The sequence below is a fragment of the Pseudomonas sp. NPDC087803 genome (genome assembly GCF_044742995.1).
GTDB lineage: Bacteria > Pseudomonadota > Gammaproteobacteria > Pseudomonadales > Pseudomonadaceae > Aquipseudomonas.
In genome coordinates this window covers 45,398-64,034 of sequence record NZ_JBIUVO010000003.1, presented here as the reverse complement: position 1 = coordinate 64,034, position 18,637 = coordinate 45,398, and the positions used below count along the sequence as shown (strand labels likewise).

16 protein-coding genes are annotated in these 18,637 nt (G+C 61.4%); 6 read left to right on the top strand and 10 right to left on the bottom strand.

The window, feature by feature from the left end:
- The first annotated feature begins 215 nt into the window (after positions 1-215).
- Entirely contained in the window at positions 216-1,148 is a 933-nt protein-coding gene (locus ACIOUG_RS04695; RefSeq protein WP_401062902.1) for a DMT family transporter, read from the top strand.
- Here ACIOUG_RS04695 and ACIOUG_RS04690 read toward each other — a convergent pair.
- Positions 1,093-2,274, bottom strand: coding sequence for an MFS transporter (locus ACIOUG_RS04690; RefSeq protein WP_401062900.1), 1,182 nt, complete (start codon positions 2,272-2,274; stop codon positions 1,093-1,095). The two genes, ACIOUG_RS04695 and ACIOUG_RS04690, sit on opposite strands and share 56 nt — an antisense overlap.
- 104 nt (positions 2,275-2,378) lie before the next feature.
- On the opposite strand from ACIOUG_RS04690, the gene ACIOUG_RS04685 reads away from it, so the two are divergent.
- On the top strand, positions 2,379-3,272 hold the full coding sequence (locus ACIOUG_RS04685) for a LysR substrate-binding domain-containing protein (protein ID WP_401062898.1): 894 nt from the start codon (positions 2,379-2,381) through the stop codon (positions 3,270-3,272).
- A gap of 142 nt (positions 3,273-3,414) precedes the next feature.
- Positions 3,415-3,543, top strand: coding sequence for a PA1414 family protein (locus ACIOUG_RS04680; RefSeq protein WP_003184145.1), 129 nt, complete (start codon positions 3,415-3,417; stop codon positions 3,541-3,543).
- Between the two features lie 96 nt (positions 3,544-3,639).
- On the opposite strand, the gene ACIOUG_RS04675 is transcribed toward ACIOUG_RS04680, so the two are convergent.
- From ACIOUG_RS04675 to speB, 6 genes are all read right to left on the bottom strand, one after another.
- Entirely contained in the window at positions 3,640-3,888 is a 249-nt protein-coding gene (locus ACIOUG_RS04675; protein WP_401062896.1) for an acyl carrier protein, read from the bottom strand.
- A gap of 42 nt (positions 3,889-3,930) precedes the next feature.
- Complete coding sequence (locus ACIOUG_RS04670; protein WP_401062894.1) at positions 3,931-4,656, bottom strand: MBL fold metallo-hydrolase; 726 nt, start codon at positions 4,654-4,656, stop codon at positions 3,931-3,933.
- 85 nt (positions 4,657-4,741) lie between these two features.
- Positions 4,742-6,121, bottom strand: coding sequence for a sodium:solute symporter (locus ACIOUG_RS04665; protein WP_401062893.1), 1,380 nt, complete (start codon positions 6,119-6,121; stop codon positions 4,742-4,744).
- Positions 6,122-6,306: 185 nt separating this feature from the next.
- Positions 6,307-7,815: a purine-cytosine permease family protein gene (locus ACIOUG_RS04660; protein ID WP_401062891.1), complete on the bottom strand. Its 1,509-nt coding sequence runs from the start codon at positions 7,813-7,815 to the stop codon at positions 6,307-6,309.
- A 54-nt stretch (positions 7,816-7,869) separates the two neighbouring features.
- Positions 7,870-8,292 carry a YybH family protein gene (locus tag ACIOUG_RS04655; protein WP_401062890.1) on the bottom strand — a complete coding sequence of 141 codons (423 nt, stop codon included), beginning with the start codon at positions 8,290-8,292 and terminating at the stop codon, positions 7,870-7,872.
- A gap of 10 nt (positions 8,293-8,302) precedes the next feature.
- Positions 8,303-9,253, bottom strand: coding sequence for an agmatinase (gene speB / locus ACIOUG_RS04650; protein ID WP_003222717.1), 951 nt, complete (start codon positions 9,251-9,253; stop codon positions 8,303-8,305).
- Positions 9,254-9,611: 358 nt separating this feature from the next.
- On the opposite strand from speB, the gene ACIOUG_RS04645 reads away from it, so the two are divergent.
- Together ACIOUG_RS04645 and ACIOUG_RS04640 are read left to right on the top strand one after the other, a co-directional pair.
- Positions 9,612-10,505: a LysR family transcriptional regulator gene (locus tag ACIOUG_RS04645; RefSeq protein WP_007956593.1), complete on the top strand. Its 894-nt coding sequence runs from the start codon at positions 9,612-9,614 to the stop codon at positions 10,503-10,505.
- Between the two features lie 5 nt (positions 10,506-10,510).
- Positions 10,511-11,107 carry a tRNA-uridine aminocarboxypropyltransferase gene (locus tag ACIOUG_RS04640; RefSeq protein ID WP_401062889.1) on the top strand — a complete coding sequence of 199 codons (597 nt, stop codon included), beginning with the start codon at positions 10,511-10,513 and terminating at the stop codon, positions 11,105-11,107.
- 144 nt (positions 11,108-11,251) lie between these two features.
- On the opposite strand, the gene ACIOUG_RS04635 is transcribed toward ACIOUG_RS04640, so the two are convergent.
- From ACIOUG_RS04635 to ACIOUG_RS04625, 3 genes are all read right to left on the bottom strand, one after another.
- Positions 11,252-12,610 carry an HlyD family type I secretion periplasmic adaptor subunit gene (locus ACIOUG_RS04635; RefSeq protein ID WP_401062887.1) on the bottom strand — a complete coding sequence of 453 codons (1,359 nt, stop codon included), beginning with the start codon at positions 12,608-12,610 and terminating at the stop codon, positions 11,252-11,254.
- 173 nt (positions 12,611-12,783) lie between these two features.
- Positions 12,784-14,946 (bottom strand): type I secretion system permease/ATPase, encoded by a 2,163-nt coding sequence (locus ACIOUG_RS04630; RefSeq protein WP_401062885.1) that lies wholly within the window; start codon positions 14,944-14,946, stop codon positions 12,784-12,786.
- Positions 14,947-15,098: 152 nt separating this feature from the next.
- Complete coding sequence (locus ACIOUG_RS04625; RefSeq protein WP_047292413.1) at positions 15,099-16,457, bottom strand: TolC family outer membrane protein; 1,359 nt, start codon at positions 16,455-16,457, stop codon at positions 15,099-15,101.
- A 533-nt stretch (positions 16,458-16,990) separates the two neighbouring features.
- Between ACIOUG_RS04625 and ACIOUG_RS04620 the strand changes: the two genes are divergently transcribed.
- Positions 16,991-18,637 (top strand): retention module-containing protein (locus ACIOUG_RS04620; protein WP_401062883.1); only part of this gene is annotated, 1,647 nt, incomplete at its 3' end.

The window sequence follows — 18,637 nt, the reverse complement described above, 5'->3', positions numbered from 1 at the left end:
GCGAGCAAGCCCGCTCCCACAGGAGGAATGCGTTCTAATGTGGGAGCGGGCTTGCTCGCGAATGGCGGCACAGTCGACGGCCATTCACCGCTGACGTTACTGACGCAGACAATGTCTTTTTCAGACGGCTTTTTCTGCCTGACTGATTGATAATCCCCGACACTGATTTTCGACCATTGGACGGCTGCCATGTTGTGTGTTTTCGAGGTGTTGCGGTGAGTGTCGAGCGGCGCAATGCCGACGGGTTTGCCTTGCAGGTGATGATCGGCCTGTGCCTGATCTGGGGCGTGCAGCAAGTGATGATCAAGTGGGCCGCGCCCGACATCGCGCCGGTGATGCAGGCAGCCGGACGTTCGGGGATTTCCGCGTTGCTGGTGGGTTTGCTGCTGTGCTGGAAGGGTGGCTGGGATCAGGTCGGCAGCACTTGGCGTGGGGGGCTGTTGGCCGGTGCACTGTTCGGTCTGGAGTTCTTCTTCATCGCCGAAGGCTTGCAACTGACCACCGCCGCGCACATGTCGGTGTTCCTCTACACCGCGCCGATTTTCACCGCACTGGGCGTGCATTTCCTGTTGGCCAGCGAGCGCTTGCGACCGTTGCAATGGCTGGGGATCCTGCTCGCATTCATCGGTATCGCGATTGCTTTCGCCGGCGGCGTGTCGTGGGACAACCTCGACCGGCGCATGCTGCTGGGCGATGCCTTCGGGGTTATTGCCGGCGCCTGCTGGGGCGCGACCACCGTGGTGGTGCGCGCCTCGCGCCTGTCGGAAGCGCCAGTGACCCTGACCCTGTTCTATCAGTTGATCGTCGGTTTCGTCGGTTTGCTGTTGATCACGCTGTTCAGCGGCCAGATCACTCACGTCAGCCTGACCAGCGTGGCGGTGGCCAGCGTGTTGTTCCAGGGGCTGGTGGTGTCGTTCTTCAGTTACCTGACCTGGTTCTGGCTGTTGCGGCGTTATCTGGCGGCCAATCTGGCGGTGTTTTCGTTCATGACGCCGCTGTTCGGCGTCACCTTTGGCGTGGTGCTGCTGGGTGAAGAATTGAGCATTAACTTCGTCATCGGCGCGGTACTGGTGTTGCTCGGCATCACCTTTGTCAGCGCTGAGCAGTGGGTACGTCGGCGTTTGCGCAAAGCCCTCGGCCAGCACTGACCGGTTGCAGCGCCAGCCCGCCAGCGATCAGCAGACCGCTGCCGGCAATGATCAGCGCCGGTTGCAAGCCCCCGCTGAAATGGCTGCTCAGCGCCGCGAGTAACGGGCCGCTGAGCTGGCCGACAGCGAAGCATGCGGTCAGCAGTCCGGCGTTGCGCTGAGTTGTGTGCGGCGCCAGTTCTCGCGAGCGTTGCATCACCAGTTGCATGCAAGCGAGGAACGGCATGCCGCACAACAACACCCCCAGCGCCAGGCCATAAGCGCTGCCCAACAGACAGGCGAAGACCCCGAGCGCCTGCAACCACAGCGTTGCGGTCAGCCAGTGCCGTGTGGTGTTCGGGTCGTGGCGACGCAGGCTCACCAACAGCACGCCAATCGCCGCGCCAAGACCGAAGCACGGCCAGAACAGATCGGCCTGCCATTGCCCATGAAACTGCGCGTTGGCCATTTGCGAGAGAAACGTGGCCGGAATGATGTAACCCACGCCATACAGCGCATACACCACCGCCAGTCGCGGGATGCCGCGTTTCGAATGGCTGACATTGAGCGTGACGACCGGCGTGTGCACGCCCGGTTGCGGCAGAATCCGCACGATCCCCAGCAACATCAGCAGCGCCACGGCGGCATAGATCAGCCACAACGTGGCGGAAGTCTGGTTCAGCAGATGTGAGAACAGTGCCAGCAACCCGGTCAGAAAAATCCCCAACCCCGGACCGGCGAATACCAGCGCCCCCAAGCGTGGCCGACCCGCTGCCGCCGCCAGTGGCTGACTCAGCGCGGTAATCATCACCAGCACCCACGCACTCGCCACCCCTGTACCGAAGCGCAACAGCAAATGCGCCCAGAAACCGTTGGCCCAGAACGACGCCAGGGTCAGCAGCACACACAGCCACAAACCGCCATGCAAGCGGCGCTGCACTTGCTGCGGACGATGGGCGAACATCGCGTCCACTGCGCCCAGCAGGTAGCCGAGGTAATTGGCCGCAGCAATCAGACCGGCGGCAGTCAGGTCGACCTGGCCTTCGCTGAGCAGGTGCGGCAGTTGCGGGGTGAGGGCGAAGCGCCCGATGCCCATGGCCATCATCAGGGCGACGAAGCAGGCGGATAAGCGAATCAGTGGTGACATGGTCGAGATTCCTTGGGAGGAGCAATGACCGTCAGGCTAGAATCGATTGACTTTCTTTAAAATTGAATAATAGTGAGTAACTTGTTCTGTTATGGAGAAAGGTCGTGGAGTTCAGCCAATTGCGGATCTTCCAGGCGGTGGCCGAGGAAGGTTCGATCACCCGCGCTGCCGAGCGTCTGCACCGAGTGCCGTCCAACCTGTCGACCCGGCTCAAGCAGCTGGAAGAGCAATTGGGTGTCGAACTTTTCGTTCGCGAGCGTCAGCGTTTGCAGTTGTCGCCTGCGGGAAAAGTCCTGCTGGACTACACCGGCAAGCTGTTCACCCTGCGCGATCAGGCCAGTGCGGCGGTGATGGGCGGGCAACCGGCCGGGGATTTTGTCCTCGGCACGCTGTACAGCACCGCGGCGATCCATTTGCCGGCGCTATTGGCGCGCTATCACAAGCAATACCCGGCGGTGAATCTGCAAGTGCAGTCCGGGCCCAGCGGCGAATTGCTCGAGGGCCTGGTCTCCGGGCGTCTCGACGCGGCGCTGGTGGACGGTCCGCCACAACTGGCCGGGATCGACGGCGTGCCGCTGTGCGACGAGCGTCTGGTGCTGATCAGCGAAGCCGATCACCCGCCGATCCGCAGCGCCAAGGAGGTCGAGGGCAGGGCGGTGTTCACCTTCCGCCATGGTTGCGCCTATCGCGCGCGGCTGGAGGCGTGGTTTGTCCATTATCAGGCGGCGATGGGCCGGGCGATGGAGATCGAGTCTTATCAGGGCATGCTCGCCTGTGTGATTGCCGGCAGCGGTGTGGCGCTGATGTCGGAGTCGATGCTCGCGAGCTTGCCGGGGCGTGAAAGCGTCGCGGTGCACCCGTTGGCCGAGCCGTTTGCCAGTGCGACAACGTGGCTCATGTGGCGCAAGGGCATGGTCGGGGCCAACCTCAATGCCTGGATTGAACAGCAGCAAGCGCTCTATCCCGTGGCCGCGAACGAAACCCGGCAAACGGCGTGAACCAACCGATGGTAATTCTGTTCAATTCAGTAACAGATCATTGCGGATTTGCCCGAGCATTGCGTAGGACTTAGGACTATTATCAGTGCGAAGCGGCCTCAGAATTCCGGCCGCTCAGCACTACCCTGAAGGGGGCATGACGATGAAAGAGAAAATTCAGAACTGGCTGCACGATTTGGGTGTTGCCCTCGGCTTGATCGAACCGCCTCTGCAACCCGTACCGATCCGCACCGATGACGAACAGCGCCGGCGTCAGCCTCGTCGGCGGTAGTGCTTGATTAAAGATCAAAAGATCGCAGCCTTCGGCAGCTCCTACAGGAAATCCATTCCCATGTAGGAGCTGCCGAAGGCTGCGATCTTTTGCTTTTCAGTGTCGCCCGATCTCCAGCAAAAACCGGCTCAAGTCCTTCGCCGTCCTGACGGTCTTGAGCATGTGATCCTCTTCGGCCGTGAACGCCGTCAGTCCGAATTCATCTTCCAGATGAAAGATCAAATCCTCGATATCCGCCTTCTCCAGCCCTAATTGCACCAGGCTGGTGTCGTCGTTGAATTCGCGGGATTCCAGCAGGCGCCGAATGTATCGGTGCACCGCAGCACGCACGGCAGCTCTTCTCATGGCAGAAGTTATCGTTGTTGTTTTGACTGATTACAGCAGGCCTCAAGCGTGCCTGCGCAGCCATTCGTCAATCATCGAACGCAAATGCCCGCCGGAAAAACTGCCGAAATGCCCGCCATGCACCGTGCGGATCGGCAGCGCCTGCAAGCGCCGCAGACTGGTGGCGTAATCTTCCAGATTGGAGTGGTAGGCGTCTTCGATCAACGGCCCGTCGTAGATGATGTCGCCGCTGAACAAGGTTTCGGTCGCCGATTCATACAAACTGATCCCACCCGGCGAATGCCCCGGCGTGTGCAGCACCTGCAAGGTGCGGTTGCCAAGATCCAGCACGTCGCCATCCTCGACAAACCCGGTGGCCGGCGCAGCCTTGACCCGGTATTCGGCGTAGCACAGCGGACAGTCCGGGTGCGCCTCGAACATGTCGTCGCCGACAAAGGCCCGGCTCAGGTCGTTCTCACCGTCCGGCGCGGCGAGGATGTCGGCCTCGGCGCGATGCACCAGGCGTTCGGCGAATTCGTGATGCCCGGCGATGTGGTCAAAGTGGCAATGACTGGCGACGGCCACCAGCGGTCGTTCGGTGAGCCACGGCAACTGCTCGCGCAGGCTGACCAATCCCGAACCGCTGTCGAGCAGTAGATCCTTGTCGCGGCCCTGAATGTGCCAGAGGTTGCAGCGGTAGAACGGGCGGATGTACGGCTCGTGGATCAACCGGATGCCATCACTCAAGCTCAAAACTTCGAACCATTGATCGCGAGAAACAATCTTCATCAATCATTTTCTCCAGACGAAAAAAACGGGTGTGGCAACCGACGCCACACCCGTCGAAGAAAGCATCAAGTCGTTACATCAAAGCTTAGATCGCACTCGCCACCGTCGCCGGGCGAGGGGAGACCAGGCTGACCACCACAAAACTCACCAGACCTACCGCGAGGCTGTAGTAGATCGGCGTGTTGGCGTCCAGACCGTCCTTGAACATGAACAGCAGCGCGGTGGCGAAACCCAGGCCCATGCTGGCGATGGCGCCGGCGGTGGTCGCACGTTTCCAGAAGATCGCGCCGATCAGCGGAATCAGCATGCCGCCTACCAACAGGTTGTAAGCAAGAGTCAGGGCGCTGATCACGTCATTCACCACCAGCGCGATGCCCAGTACGACGATGCCTGTCAGCAGGGTGAACAGACGGTTGATCGTCAGGCTCGACTGTTTGCCACCGCGCAGTTTCGGCAGCAGGTCTTCAGTCAGGGTGGTGGCCGCAGCCAGCAGGCCGGCGCTGGCGGTGGACATCATGGCAGCCAGTGCCGCAGCGATCACCAGACCACGGATGCCGTCGGGCAGCGACAGTTTAACGATGGCGGCGAAGGCGTTGTTGACGTTGTCCAGATCCGGGATCAGTACGTGCGCGGCCATGCCGATCAGTGCGCAGGCCAGACCGTAGAGGATGCAGTAGATTCCGGCGATGCTGCCGGCGTACTGAGCGATTTTCGCGGTCTTGACGGTGAACACCCGTTGCCAGATGTCCTGACCGATCAGGATGCCGAAGAAGTAGATCATGAAGTAGGTGATGATCGTGTCCCAGCCGATGGTGGTGAAGTTGAACGCCGCTGCCGGCAGCTTCAGCACCAGTTCGTCCCAGCCGCCGACGCGGTACAGGCAGATCGGCAACAGGATGAACATCAGGCCCACGGTCTTGATGATGAACTGGACGATGTCGGTCAGGGTCAGCGACCACATGCCGCCGATGGCCGAGTAGATCACCACCACGCCACCGCCAAGCAGCACCGAGATCCAGAACGGCAGACCGAACAGCACTTGCAGCACGGTGCCGATCGCCAGGATCGAGGTCACGCCGATCATCAGCGCGTAAGCCAGCATGATCGCCGCACTCGCCGAGCGGGCCATCGGGTTGTAGCGTTTTTCCAGGACCTGGGTAACGGTGTAGATCTTCAGTTTCAGCAGCGGTTTGGCGAGGAACAGGTTCAGCGCGACGATGCCGCAACCCAGCGCGGCGCACAGCCAGAAACCGGAGATGCCATGTACGTAGCCCAGACGCACGGTGCCGACGGTGGACGCGCCACCGAGCACGGTCGCGGCCATGGTGCCCATGTACAGGCTTGGACCGAGGTTACGCCCGGCGACCAGAAAATCCTCGTTGGTCTTGGCCTTGCGCATGCCGTAGTAGCCGAGCAAAAGCATGCCGGCGGCGTAGATGAGGACGACGAATAAATCCAAAGCCATGATGGCGTGTCTCCGATTGTCTTTTTTATGTGGAACGCTGAATCGAATGCCTCTTTGTGGCGAGGGAGCTTGCTCCCGCTGGGCTGCGAAGCGGCCCCAACAGCTTCATTGCGACTGCTGCGCAGTCGAGCGGGAGCAAGCTCCCTCGCCACAAGAACTCCAATCCTTCAAATTTAATGCGTGAATCAGGCGGCCTGACGCAGTTCAGGTTTTGCTACCACTTGGCTGTGCGCATCCTGCGGTCCAAATACCTCCCGCGGTTCCGGGAACAGGCTCAGCAGCGTCAGGTACACCACCGACGCCAGGCCGAGGGTCACCGGCAGGCTGATGTCGATACCACCGGCCATCTCGCCCAGCGGGCCGACGAACTGCCCCGGCAGGTTGACGAAGCACAAGCCAACTGCCGCGCTCGGGATCCATGCGCCCAGACCACGCCAGTTCCAGCCGTGGTTGAACCAGTAGCGTCCGCCTTGCTCGCCGCGAGTGAACACTTGCAGGTCATCCGGGCAGTAGAAGCCGCGACGTACCAAGAGGCCGATGATCATGATCACCATCCATGGGGTGGTGCAGGTGATGATCAACACGGCGAAGGTCGACACGCTCTGCACCAGGTTGGCCGCGAAGCGCCCGATGAAGATGAAGGCAATCGACAGCACGCCAATCAGCAGCGTCGCCTTGACCCGCGACAGCACTCGCGGGAACACGCTGGACATGTCCAGCCCGGTGCCATACAGCGAGGTGGTGCCGGTGGACATGCCGCCGATTACCGCAATCAGGCACACCGGCAGGAAGAACCAGCTCGGCGATACCGCCAGCAGGCCGCCCACATAGTTGTTCGCCGCGATGTAGTCCGGTGCCTTGATCGCGACGATGGTCGCGGTGCTCAGGCCGAACAGGAACGGGATGAACGTGGCGATCTGCGACAGCACCACTGCGGCCATGATCCGCTGTTTGGAGGTGTCACGCGGGATGTAGCGCGACCAGTCGCCGAGGAATGCACCGAAGGAAATCGGGTTGCTCATCGCGACCAGCGCCGCGCCGATGAACGCTGCCCAGAAGCCCGGTTGCCCGAGGTTCACCGTGCCGGCGTAGTTGACATCGAAAGGACCGGCGAAGGCGAAGATGCCCAGCAGGAACAACAGGCTGGCGCTCCACACCGCGATCTTGTTCACCCACAACAGGAAGCGGAAGCCGTAGATGCACACGGTCAGCACCAGAATCGCGAACAGACCGTAGGCCAGGCCCAGGGTCAGGTCGGTTTCCGGCAGGCCGATCAGGCGTTTCGCCCCACCGATCAGCGCATCCCCCGAACTCCACACCGAGAGCGAGAAAAACGCGATGGCGGTCAACAGCGACAGGAACGAGCCGACGATCCGCCCGTGCACGCCGAAGTGGGCACCCGAGGACACGGCATTGTTGGTGCCGTTGAGCGGGCCGAACAGGCCCATCGGTGCGAGGATCAGCGAGCCGAGCAGCACGCCCAGCACAATTGCCCAGACGCCGGCCTGAAACGACAGGCCGAACAGCACCGGGAAACTGCCGAGCACGGCGGTGGCAAAGGTGTTCGAACCACCGAAGATCATCCGGAACAAGTCCGTCGGGCCTGCGCTGCGTTCGTGGTCCGGGATCTGTTCGACCCCGTGGGTTTCAATTTGCGTAAGGCTTTGGTCGTTGTCTTTGTTGTTGTTATTCATGATCTGCTCCGATCATAAAGGCGCGCTCATCGTGCGTGAGCGTCACCTGTTTGGCTAAGGGGGTGGCAGCCCTTCCGGCATTGCGGACAAATGTTCATGGCAGGCCAGCCAATGGCCTTGTTGTTCTAGGCTCGACGCTTGTTTCCTGAAAACAATCGTCTCGCGCTCCTGGCTGAAGTGTTGCTCCCCTTGCATGCGCAGCTCGGTGGCCACGTCATGGACAAACACCGCCACGTCACCCTGCAGGCTGACGAAGGCGTTGCTCGAAGTGCACGACAGCACTTCAAAGCCATCCTCGGCGCGCCAGCTGTCCCACAAGGCCTGATAGGCATCGCGCGACAGCAACGGCTGTTCGAGGGTGTAAAACACGAAACTTGCATCGGCGCTGAACGCGCCGAAATAAGCTTCGCGATCGTTGCGAGCGAAGGCGGACACCAGATCGGCGGCCGCTTTCAACACCTGATCACGTTCGTTCATGGCCGAACCCTCAGCGGTGGACCACGCCCGGCAGTACGCAGAGCATTTCGTACAGCAGGTTGGCGGCCAGCAGCGAGGTGTTGCCGGTGGTGTCGTAAGCGGGCGAGACTTCTACCAGATCGCAGCCGATCAGGTCGAGGCCCTGACAGCCGCGAACGATCTCGATCGCCTGAATGGTCGTCAGACCCCCGATTTCCGGGGTGCCGGTGCCCGGCGCCCAGGCCGGGTCGATGCCGTCGATGTCGAAGCTCAGGTACACCGGGCCGCCGCCGACTTTCTCGCGCACTTCGGCCATCAGCGGTGCCAGCGACTTGTGCCAGCACTCTTCGGCCTGCACCACGCGGAAACCCTGATCGCGGCTCCAGTTGAAGTCGTCAGCGGTGTAACCCTGCGCGCGCAGACCAATCTGCACCACGCGGTCGCAGTCCAGCAGACCTTCTTCGACAGCGCGACGGAAGGTCGTGCCGTGAGCGATCTTCTCGCCGAACATGTGATCGTTGACGTCAGCGTGGGCATCAATGTGCACCAGACCGACCTTGCCGTGCTTCTTGTGAATCGCCCGCAGGATCGGCAGGGTGATGGTGTGGTCGCCACCCAGGGTCATCGGGATTACGTTGTGCTCAAGGATGTTGTCGTAGGCTTCTTCGATGATGCGTACGGCGTCGAGCAGGTTGAAGGTGTTGATCGCCACGTCACCGATGTCGGCGACCGACAACGAGTCGAACGGCGCGGCGCCGGTGGCCATGTTGTACGGGCGGATCATCACCGATTCGGTGCGGATGTCGCGCGGCCCGAAGCGGGTGCCGGGGCGCAGCGAAGTACCGATGTCCAGGGGCACGCCAACGAAGGCAGCGTCCAGGCCGGCAGCGGTCGGTACATGGGGGAGTCGGAGCATGGTGGCGATGCCGCCGAAGCGCGGCATTTCGTTGCCGCCCAGTGGTTGGTGAAGAATCTTGTCCACGGGTAGGGCCTCATCGTCTTTGTTTTATTTATGTCGGCGCGCCGTCGAGCACGGGTTCGGACGCCGCTGTGGGGCCGATTCTGCGAAATGTAGTGCGGGGGAAGAATCGCTACGGGCAAAAACTTAGTTCAGATTTTTCTAAACTAATGGCGAGGTGCGGGATAGACTTCTCGAACCCGTACCGATACCCCTGTGGCGAGGGGATTTATCCCCGATCGGCTGCGTAGCAGTCGTAAATTCGTTGCTCGCGGCATACCTGATGAATCGATTTGCAGGCGTGGGGCGGCTTCGCCACCCATCGGGGATAAATCCCCTCACCACAAAGTCATCAGTGTTCGACAGATGTTTGGAGAGCCGCATGGCCAACGCTTTACCCGACCTGAAACTATTGCGCATCTTCGTCAGCGTGGTCCGGCATCAGGGCTTTGCCAACGCGCAGCAGGAGCTCAATCTGTCGACCTCGGCGATCAGCACCTACATGAGCCAGCTTGAAGCCGCGCTCGGTCTGGTGCTGTGCCATCGCGGGCGGGGTGGGTTCAGCCTGACCAGCAAGGGTGAGCTGTTCCATCAGGAAACCCTGCGCCTGCTGGCCGAGCTCGAAGGTTTCGAGCAATACGCCGCCGCGCTCAAGGGCGAGTTGCGCGGCACACTCAACCTCGGGGTGATCGACTCCACCGTCAGCGACAAGGCCTTGCCGTTCGCCGAAGCCATCGGTGCCTATAGTCAGGAACACCCGGCGGTGCATTTGCATTTGTCGGTGATGAGCCCGTACGAACTGCAACTCGGTGTGCAGGACAACCGCCTCGATCTGGCCATCGGCGCGTTTTCCACACGCATGAGCGGTCTGGTGTACATGCCGCTGTACCGTGAACAACACTGGCTGTATTGCAGCAGCCGGCACCCGCTGTTCAACGAGCGGCGGATTCCCGAGCAGGTCATCACTCAGCAGCGCATGGTCGGGCGTGGTTACTGGAGTCAGGCGGAGCTGGCGCGCCATGGTTTCAAGCACAGCGCGGCGACCGTGGAAAGTATGGAGGCGCAGCTGATTCTGGTGCTCTCCGGCGCCTACATCGGTTACCTGCCGGAGCATTACGCCCAGGCCTGGGCCGACAAGGGCGACTTGCGCGTGTTGCTGCCGGCGACCTTCGGTTATCAGGCGCCGTTCTCGATGATCATGCGCCGTGGCCGCAGCCGCGAACCGCTGATCCAGACCTTCCGTGATCTGCTCAAAGCACAGTTGAATCAGGCATAAGAACCATGTCCAGACCGCAATGCCCGCGCTGCCTGCGCCCCCAGACCCATTGCCTGTGCCCGCTGATTCCGAGCCTCGACAGCCGCACCCGCGTTCTGCTGTTGCAGCATCCGAGCGAGGTCAATCACGCGCTCAACACTGCACGATTGGCGGCGCTGGGCTTGACCCATGCCGAGCTGGTTGTCGGTGAAGTGTTCGAGGATTTACCTGCGCTGTTGAACCGGCCGGGTTATCAGACGCGGTTGCTGTTTCCTGCCGACGATGCGCAGCCGCTGCAGGCTTACCGCGAATCCGATGAACCGCTGCTGTTGGTGGTGCCGGACGGTACCTGGCGCAAGGCGCGCAAGATGCTCCATCTCAATCCGTTGTTGGCGGCGTTGCCACGGGTGACGCTGGCCGCAGGCGGGGTGTCGCGCTACCGGTTGCGCAAGGCGCCGGGGCCGGGTGCGTTGTCGACGATCGAGGCGATCGTTCAGGCGCTGGAAACCCTCGAAGCGCCGACCACGTTTGCGCCGTTGCTCAAACCGTTCGAGGCGTTGATCGAGGGGCAGATTGCGGCGATGGGGGAGGAGGTTTACCAGCGTAATCATGGAGAAAAATAGTTGTTGTCTGGCCTGGCCCTATCGCTGGCAAGCCAGCTCCCACAGTGTCCGTGTCGAACACAAAACCTGTGAACACCTCAGAACTTGTGGGAGCTGGCTTGCCAGCGATGAGGCCAGTCAATTCACCACAAAATCCAGACATTTCTACCGCTCACGCATCGCCTCGGTCCGGGCTTTGAGCACCGGTTTAAGCAGGTAATCCAGCACACTTTTCTCCCCGGTAATAATGTCCACCGTCGCCACCATCCCCGGGATGATCAGCAGCGGTTTCACATCGCCGCCCAAGTGGTTTTTATCGGTGCGCACCTGAATCAGGTAGAAGCTGTTGCCCTTGTCATCGGTGATGGTGTCGGCGCCGATCAATTCCAGTTTCGCGCTCAACCCACCGTAGATCGTGTAGTCATAGGCACTGAACTTGACCATGGCTTTCTGGCCCGGATGGAGGAACGCGACGTCCTGCGGCCGCACCTTGGCCTCAATCAACAGGTTGTCTTCCAGCGGCACGATTTCCACCATGTCGCTGCCCGGCTGGACCACGCCGCCGATGGTGTTGACCTTGAGCTGCTTGATCACCCCGTGCACCGGCGAAGTCACGGTGGTGCGGCTGACGCGGTCGTCGATGGCGATGCTCGACGCGGTGATTTTCGACAGGTCGGTGCGCTTCTGATTGAGGTCCTTGGCGGCGTCGGAACGGAAGGTCTGTTCCGATTCGTCGATCTTGCTCTTGATCTCGTTGATCGCCGATTCCGCCCGTGGAATCGCCAGGGTCGTTGCGTTCAGTGAACCGCGAATTTCCACCGCGCTGCGCTTGAGTCGCAGGATCTCCACCGGCGACACCGCACCAGTGCCGACCAGCGGCGCCGACATGTTCATCTCTTGCTGCAACAGCGCCAGGCTGGAACTGTACTGGCCTTGCTTGGAGCGGAACTCCGCCAGCTCCTGAGTCTTCTGCCGCAGCTGTTCGGTGAGGGTGCGTTGCTCACTGGCCAAGCGGCGCTGGCGCTGGTCGTACAGCGCGCGTTCGTCTTCGGCGACCTGCGGCGCCTTGGCGACCACCTCGTCAGACAGCTTGAACGGGCGACCCTCGGCTTCGGCGGAGAGGCGTTCGACTTGCGCGGTCAGGGCGTATCGGTCTGCCTCGCTCTCACCCTTGTTCGACAGGAAGCGCGTGTCATCCAGACGCAGCAGCTTGTCGCCCTTGTTCACCATCTGCCCTTCACGGACAAAAATCTCGGTGACGATCCCGCCCTCGAGGTTCTGGATCACCTGGACCTTGCTCGACGGAATCGCCTTGCCTTCGCCCATGGTCACTTCTTCCAGCACGGCGAACTTGGCCCAGACCAGCGCACTGATCAACAGCGCCGCCGCCAGCCACACGGTGATCCGCGACCAGCGCGGCGAATCCTGCAACGCGGCGCCGGCGGTTTCCGGCATGAACTCGGCTTCGGCGCTTTTGCCGAAGCTGTCGAAGTAGCCGCGCTCTTTCGAAGATGAAGCTGACATGCGGCGATACCCCTCATTCAAGAGAAACAGGTCAACACAATCCTTGTGGCGAGGGAGCTTGCTCCCGCTGGGTTGCGAAGCAGCCCCAAAGATCTTGTGGGCGCTGCGCACCCAAGCGGGAGCAAGCTCCCTCGCCACAGACAGTAGGTGGCCGCAGGTTTGTGTTGCATCGACTAAACCGCCGCCGAGCCGACGCGGCCTTTGCGCAGTGCATCGATGACCGCTTCTTTCGGGCCGTCGGCGACGACCCGACCGTTGTCCAGTACCAGCAACCGGTCCACCAGACTCAGCATCGAGGTGCGGTGGGTGACCAGCAGCAGTGTCTTGCCTTGCACCCAGTCGTGCAGCTTCTGGCGCAGCAGGTCTTCACTGCTGTTGTCCATGGCGCTGGTGGGTTCGTCGAGCAGCATGATCGGTGGGTCGAGCAGCAACGCCCGGGCGAGTAACACCGCCTGACGCTGGCCGCCGGAGAGCAACTGGCCGCGCTCGCCCACTGGCCGGTCGAAGCCTTGCGGATGCTGACGGGCGAGTTCGGTGACGCCGGTCAGCTCGGCGACTTCGAGCATGCGTGAATCGCTGATGTAGCGGGCGCCCAGGGTCAGGTTGTCGCGCAGGCTGCCGGCCAAAAGCGGCAGGTCGTGGGCGACATACCCGATCTGCTGGCGCAGGTCGGCGACATCCAGTTGCCGCAGGTCGAGGCCGTCGAGCAGCAACTGGCCTTCCTCGGGTTCATAGAAGCCCATCACCAGCCGCGCCAGGGTGCTTTTGCCCGAGCCGCTGCGGCCGATGATGCCGATCCGCTCGCCGGGTTTCATGCTGAAGCTGACGTTGCTCAGCGCTGGCGCGTTCTGGCCGTTGTAGTGAAAGGTCACGCCACTGACGTCCAGCGCACCTTGCAGTTGCGTGCGCTCCAGCGGCCGCTGTTTGCCGTCGCGCTCCTGGGGCAGGCCCATCAGTGAGTCGGTGCTTTTCATGGTCAGTTGCGCTTGCTGGTAGCGGGTGATCAGCCCGGCAATCTGCCCCAATGGCGCGAGCACCCGGCTGCCGAGCATGTAGCTGGCGACCAGCGCACCGACGCTGAGGTTGCCGGCGATGATGCTGTAAACCCCGGCGACGATCGTCGCCATCCCGGAAAACTGCTGAATGAACAGCGTGCCGTTGGTCGCCAGCGCCGAAAGATTGCGCGCATGGCTGTCGAGGCGGGTGAGGGCGCCGTGGGTGCTTTCCCATTTGTGCTGGCGCTCGCTTTCGGCGCTGCAGGCCTTGAGGGTTTCCAGGCCGCCGAGGGTTTCGATCAGCAGCGCCTGCCGTTCGGCACCCAGGCTCAGGCTTTTCTGCACGGTGTCGCGCAGACGCACCTGAATCGCCAAGGCAAAAATGATCGTAATCGGAAACGCCAGCAGCGGAATCACCACCAGCCAGCCGCCGAGCAGGCCGATCACCACCAGCATCAACACCACGAAGGGCAGGTCGATCAGGCTGGTCAGGGTGACGGCGGTGAGGAATTCGCGCAGGCCCTGAAAGTCATGAATGCTCTGGGCGAAACCGCCGATGGTCGCCGGCCGCGCTTTCATCGACATGCCGGTGATGCGCTCGAATAAAGTCGCGGAAAGGATCACATCGGTTTTCTTGCCGGCGGTGTCCAGCAGGTGCGCGCGCACCACCCGCAGCACCAGTTCGAAACCGGTGCCGATCAGCAGGCCGATCGCCAACACCCACAGGGTCGAGGTGGCCTGATTCGGCACCACGCGGTCGTAGGTCTGCATGACGAACAGCGGCACCATCAGGCCCAGCAGGTTGATCAGGAAACTGGCGAGAATTGCATCGCTGTACAGCCATTTCGACAGCTTCAGCGTGTCGCGAAACCAGGCATGCACCCGCGGCACCAGCGGTGAACGCAAGTCTTCGAGTTCGTGGCGCGGACGGGCGAACAAGGCCTGACCGCTGTAGTGTTCGGCGATTTCTTCGCGCTCGACCCATTGCTCGCCGCCATCGGCTTCGCTGGGCAGGATCAGCGCCTTGCCGTCGTCGGCAAAACGCCGCAGGACGGCGGTGCGGCCGTCCTTGAGCAGCAACAGGATCGGCAGATTCAGCGCAGAAATATCCTTCAGTTCGCGGCGCAACAAGCGCGCCTGCAAACCGGCCCGGGCGGCTGCGCGGGGCAGCAGGTCCAGGCTCAGGCGTTGCTTGTTCAGGGGCAACCCGGCACTCAGGCTGGCGCGACTGACCGTCGCGCCATGCAATTTGCAGAGGATCAACAGACCGTCGAGTAACGGATCATCGAAGCTCAGCCGCGGATCAATCCCGGTATTCCCGCCTCCGGCCATGCTGGTCATATTGATCGCTCCTTAAGACTTGCCCAAACCTGTGGCGAGGGGATTTATCCCCGATGGCTGCGCAGCAGCCCCATGGATCTCATTGCTGCTCAAATCTTTGGGATTGCTGCGCAACCCAGCGGGAGCAAGCTCCCTCGCCACAAAGTTTTCGTTTACTTCAGTTCGGGCAGGCGTGCTTCGTTTTTGACTTCGGTCGCCGCAATGGCATCCGCCGGCAGCACCACCCGTTGCTTGCTCAGCAACTGGCCCATGTTCGCCAGCACGCGGTACATCGAGTATTCCTCGGTGTAACGAATTTCGGTGTAGCGACGGTTGGCGTTGTAGAGCTCGTTTTCACTGTCGAGCAAGTCGAGCAGGGTGCGTTGGCCGAGGCCGAACTGATCCTGATACGCCGCGCGCACTCGCTTGGTGGTCTCGGCGTATTCGCGGGCGGTCGGGGTCTGCTTGTTCGCGTTGACCATGGCGTTCCACGCCAAGTGGATGTTCTCGTTCAACTGGCGCAGGGCGTTGTTGCGGATGTCCATCGCCTGATTGATCTGGTGCGCATCGGACGCCAGACGCGCCTTGTCGCTGCCGCCACGGAACAGGTTGTAGTTCATGATCACGCCGACGCGCCATTCGTTGTCGTGGCCTTCATCGCCCTGCACGTTGTTGTTCGCGCCCACCGCCGCTTCGGCGTCGAAGCGAGGGTAGAACGGCGACTTGGCGACTTCATACTGGCTCTCGGCCGACTGCACGTCCGCCTGCGCGGATTTCAGGTACGGGTTGTTCTCGACCATGCTCTGCTGCGCTTCCGGCAGGCTGGTGGGGATTTCGCCGCGAGTCGACGGTGGCGCTTCCAGTTCATCGGGCATGCGCCCGACCACGGCGTAGAAGTTCGATTCGGCGTCGGCCAGATCGACTTCAGCGGTGTCGAGGTTGTTTTGCGCCAGCGCCTTACGGGCCACCGACTGATCGGAGTCGGCGGTACTGCCTATGCCGCGCTGGGTGCGCAGGCCGATCTGATCATTGACCCGCAAGTGCGCTTGCAGGTTGTTCTTGGCCAGGGTCACCAGTTCACGGCGCTTGAGCACTTCGAGGTAGACCTCGATGGTGCGCAGGGCCAGATCCTGGGCGGTGCCTTGTGCGTAATAGGCGCGCGAGTTGGACACGCCCTTGGTGCGCTCGACCTCGTTGGCGGTGTTGAAACCGTCGAAGATCATCTGCCGCAGGCGCAGTTCCGACTGGGTGTAATTGAGGATTTCGGTGTGGTGATTACCGAAAGCCCGGGTATTGGTGTTGTCGCTGTAACCGCGCCCGTAGGCAGCATTCAAATCGACAGACGGATAGAAGCCGCCCTTGGCGACTTTTACCTGCTCATCGGCGGACAGTTTGGCGTCCACGCGCGAGGCGAGATCCGGGTGGGTGGCGATGGTGCTTTGAATCGCTTCGGTCAGGTTCATGGCCTGGGCTTGGGAAGTGCAAGCCATGGCCAGCAAAACCGCGCTGCAGAGGGGGGTTAAAACGCGCATGGGGTGCATCTCCCTGGTCCTGATGGTGCGTTACTGTCGCCAAATATTTGACGATAATTTGGGGTGTAAGCGTTTCACTCTTGTAACAACAGAGCTAAGAACATCCTGAAGCGTAGCTAAGAAAAAATTTTCATAAGGCTTATGCCGAAAAAAACTTATGCGCTTGGCCAAAAGCGGCACATTGTTCAGCACGAAAGCCTTTGTTTCATGCGCTTTAGGGAGCGCAAAAAGGCTTGAGGAAAGTTCCATTCACTTTGCGACATACGGCGAAGTAATGCTGAAGGGGAGGGACGCGTAGCGGTCGATGAGCGACAGATTTTTGTCACTCGGGTGATTCACCACCGTTACGTAGCGCTAGTGGGTGTGCTGCATCGATCAGGATTCTGTAGTGCTTGAAAGCACTGAAGTTTCCTTGTTTGCGCAACCTGCGAAACGAACTGTCGAGGTGCGAGCGTCACCCCGGCAACCCGCTTGAGCCATGGGCGTGCTTCGCGAACCAGTGCCGACGGTGGTCGGCAGCGGAGGAGTTTCACATGGCAACGCTCATCGGGATCGTCACTAAAGTCATTGGTCAGGTTTTTGCTCAGGGCACCGACGGCACGCGCCGCGCCCTGGTCGAGGGCGACCGCTTGTTTGCCGGCGATCAATTGATCACCGGGGCAGAAGGCGCCGTCGCCGTTCATCTGCAAAATGGCCACGAGCTGACCCTGGGCCGCGACAGCAGCATGGTCATGTCCGGGCAATTGCTGGCCAATCAGGCCGTGCATGTCGATTCCCCTGAAGCACTGACGCCCAGCGAAGCGCAGCTGACTGACGTCGAGCAGATCCAGAAAGCCATTGCCGCCGGGGATGACCCGACCAAAGCGGCGGAAGCGACCGCAGCGGGGCCGAATGCACCCACCGGCGTGCCAGGCGAGGCGGGCGGTGGTCACAGTTTTGTATTGCTGACCGAAGTCGGCGGTCGGGTTGACCCGGTTATCGGCTTCCCGACTGCCGGTTTCGGCGGCATCCCCGAGTTCCCCCAAGTGCGGCCGTTTGTGGTCGTCGACAATGGCGACAACACGCCAGCGCCTGTCGTACCGCCGGTCAACAACCCAGTGACCCTGACTGGTCTCGCCGTGCCTGGTGGAGAGCTGACCCTCAACGAAGCCAATCTGCCAGACGGCTCCTCGGCCAACCCCGGTGCGCTGACCCAGGGCGGCAGCTTCACGGTGTCGGCACCGGACGGTCTGAACAGCCTGAACATCGGCGGCATCAATGTGATCAGTGGCGGCGTGGCGGCGGGTTTTCCGCAGTCGATCACCACACAGCTGGGCAATACGCTGACCATTACCGGTTACAACGCGTCGACCGGGGTGGTCAGCTACAGCTACACCCTCAACGGCAATGACACCCATCCGGCGGGTGACGGCACCAACAGCCTCAGCGAACATTTCAGCGTGACGGCGGGTGACAGCAATGGTGACAGCGCCACCGGCTCGCTCGACGTCAACATCATCGACGACGTGCCCAGAGCGGTGAACGACAGCAACGCCAACACCGCCTCGGAAACCCTGCTGACCCTGACCGGCAACGTCCTGACCAACGACGTACAAGGCGCCGACCGTGTGCCGACCGGGCCCGTCACTGCCGGCACTTTCACCGGTACTTTCGGTACGTTGGTGTTGAATGCCAATGGCACGTACACCTACATCCTCAATACCAGCGACGCGGATTTCAAAGCGCTGCACGGTGGCGGCAATGGCACAGAGACCTTCACCTACACCATCATCGATTCGGACGGCGATAGCAGCACCGCGAATCTGGTGCTGCAGATTCATAACAACGACGATCCGGTGCTGATCAACGGCTTGAACGTCGAGGGTGGCGAGCTGACGGTTTATGAGAAAAACCTCAGCACCGGCAGTGCGCCGGACGCCAATGCGCTGACCCAGAGTGGCACGTTTACCATCACTGCACTCGATGGCGTCACCACGCTAACCGTCGGCGGCATTGCCGTGGTCACCAATGGCGTGGCCGCCGGATTCCCGCAATCGGTTACCACACCGCTCGGCAGTACGCTGACAATCACTGGTTTCAACGCCACGACAGGCGTGGTCAGCTACAGCTACACCCTCGACCACAATGACGCGCATCCAACCGCCAATGGCGCAAACAACCTGCCCGAGCAATTCGCCGTA

Coding starts and splice junctions, on each gene's coding strand:
- ACIOUG_RS04690 (WP_401062900.1), bottom strand. CDS start 2,274: ATGTCACCACTGATTCGCTTATCCGCCTGCTTCGTCGCCCTGATGATG.
- ACIOUG_RS04680 (WP_003184145.1), top strand. CDS start 3,415: ATGAAAGAGAAAATTCAGAACTGGCTGCACGATTTGGGTGTTGCCCTC.
- ACIOUG_RS04675 (WP_401062896.1), bottom strand. CDS start 3,888: ATGAGAAGAGCTGCCGTGCGTGCTGCGGTGCACCGATACATTCGGCGC.
- ACIOUG_RS04670 (WP_401062894.1), bottom strand. CDS start 4,656: ATGAAGATTGTTTCTCGCGATCAATGGTTCGAAGTTTTGAGCTTGAGT.
- ACIOUG_RS04665 (WP_401062893.1), bottom strand. CDS start 6,121: ATGGCTTTGGATTTATTCGTCGTCCTCATCTACGCCGCCGGCATGCTT.
- ACIOUG_RS04660 (WP_401062891.1), bottom strand. CDS start 7,815: ATGAATAACAACAACAAAGACAACGACCAAAGCCTTACGCAAATTGAA.
- ACIOUG_RS04655 (WP_401062890.1), bottom strand. CDS start 8,292: ATGAACGAACGTGATCAGGTGTTGAAAGCGGCCGCCGATCTGGTGTCC.
- ACIOUG_RS04645 (WP_007956593.1), top strand. CDS start 9,612: ATGGCCAACGCTTTACCCGACCTGAAACTATTGCGCATCTTCGTCAGC.
- ACIOUG_RS04640 (WP_401062889.1), top strand. CDS start 10,511: ATGTCCAGACCGCAATGCCCGCGCTGCCTGCGCCCCCAGACCCATTGC.
- ACIOUG_RS04635 (WP_401062887.1), bottom strand. CDS start 12,610: ATGTCAGCTTCATCTTCGAAAGAGCGCGGCTACTTCGACAGCTTCGGC.
- ACIOUG_RS04630 (WP_401062885.1), bottom strand. CDS start 14,946: ATGACCAGCATGGCCGGAGGCGGGAATACCGGGATTGATCCGCGGCTG.
- ACIOUG_RS04625 (WP_047292413.1), bottom strand. CDS start 16,457: ATGCGCGTTTTAACCCCCCTCTGCAGCGCGGTTTTGCTGGCCATGGCT.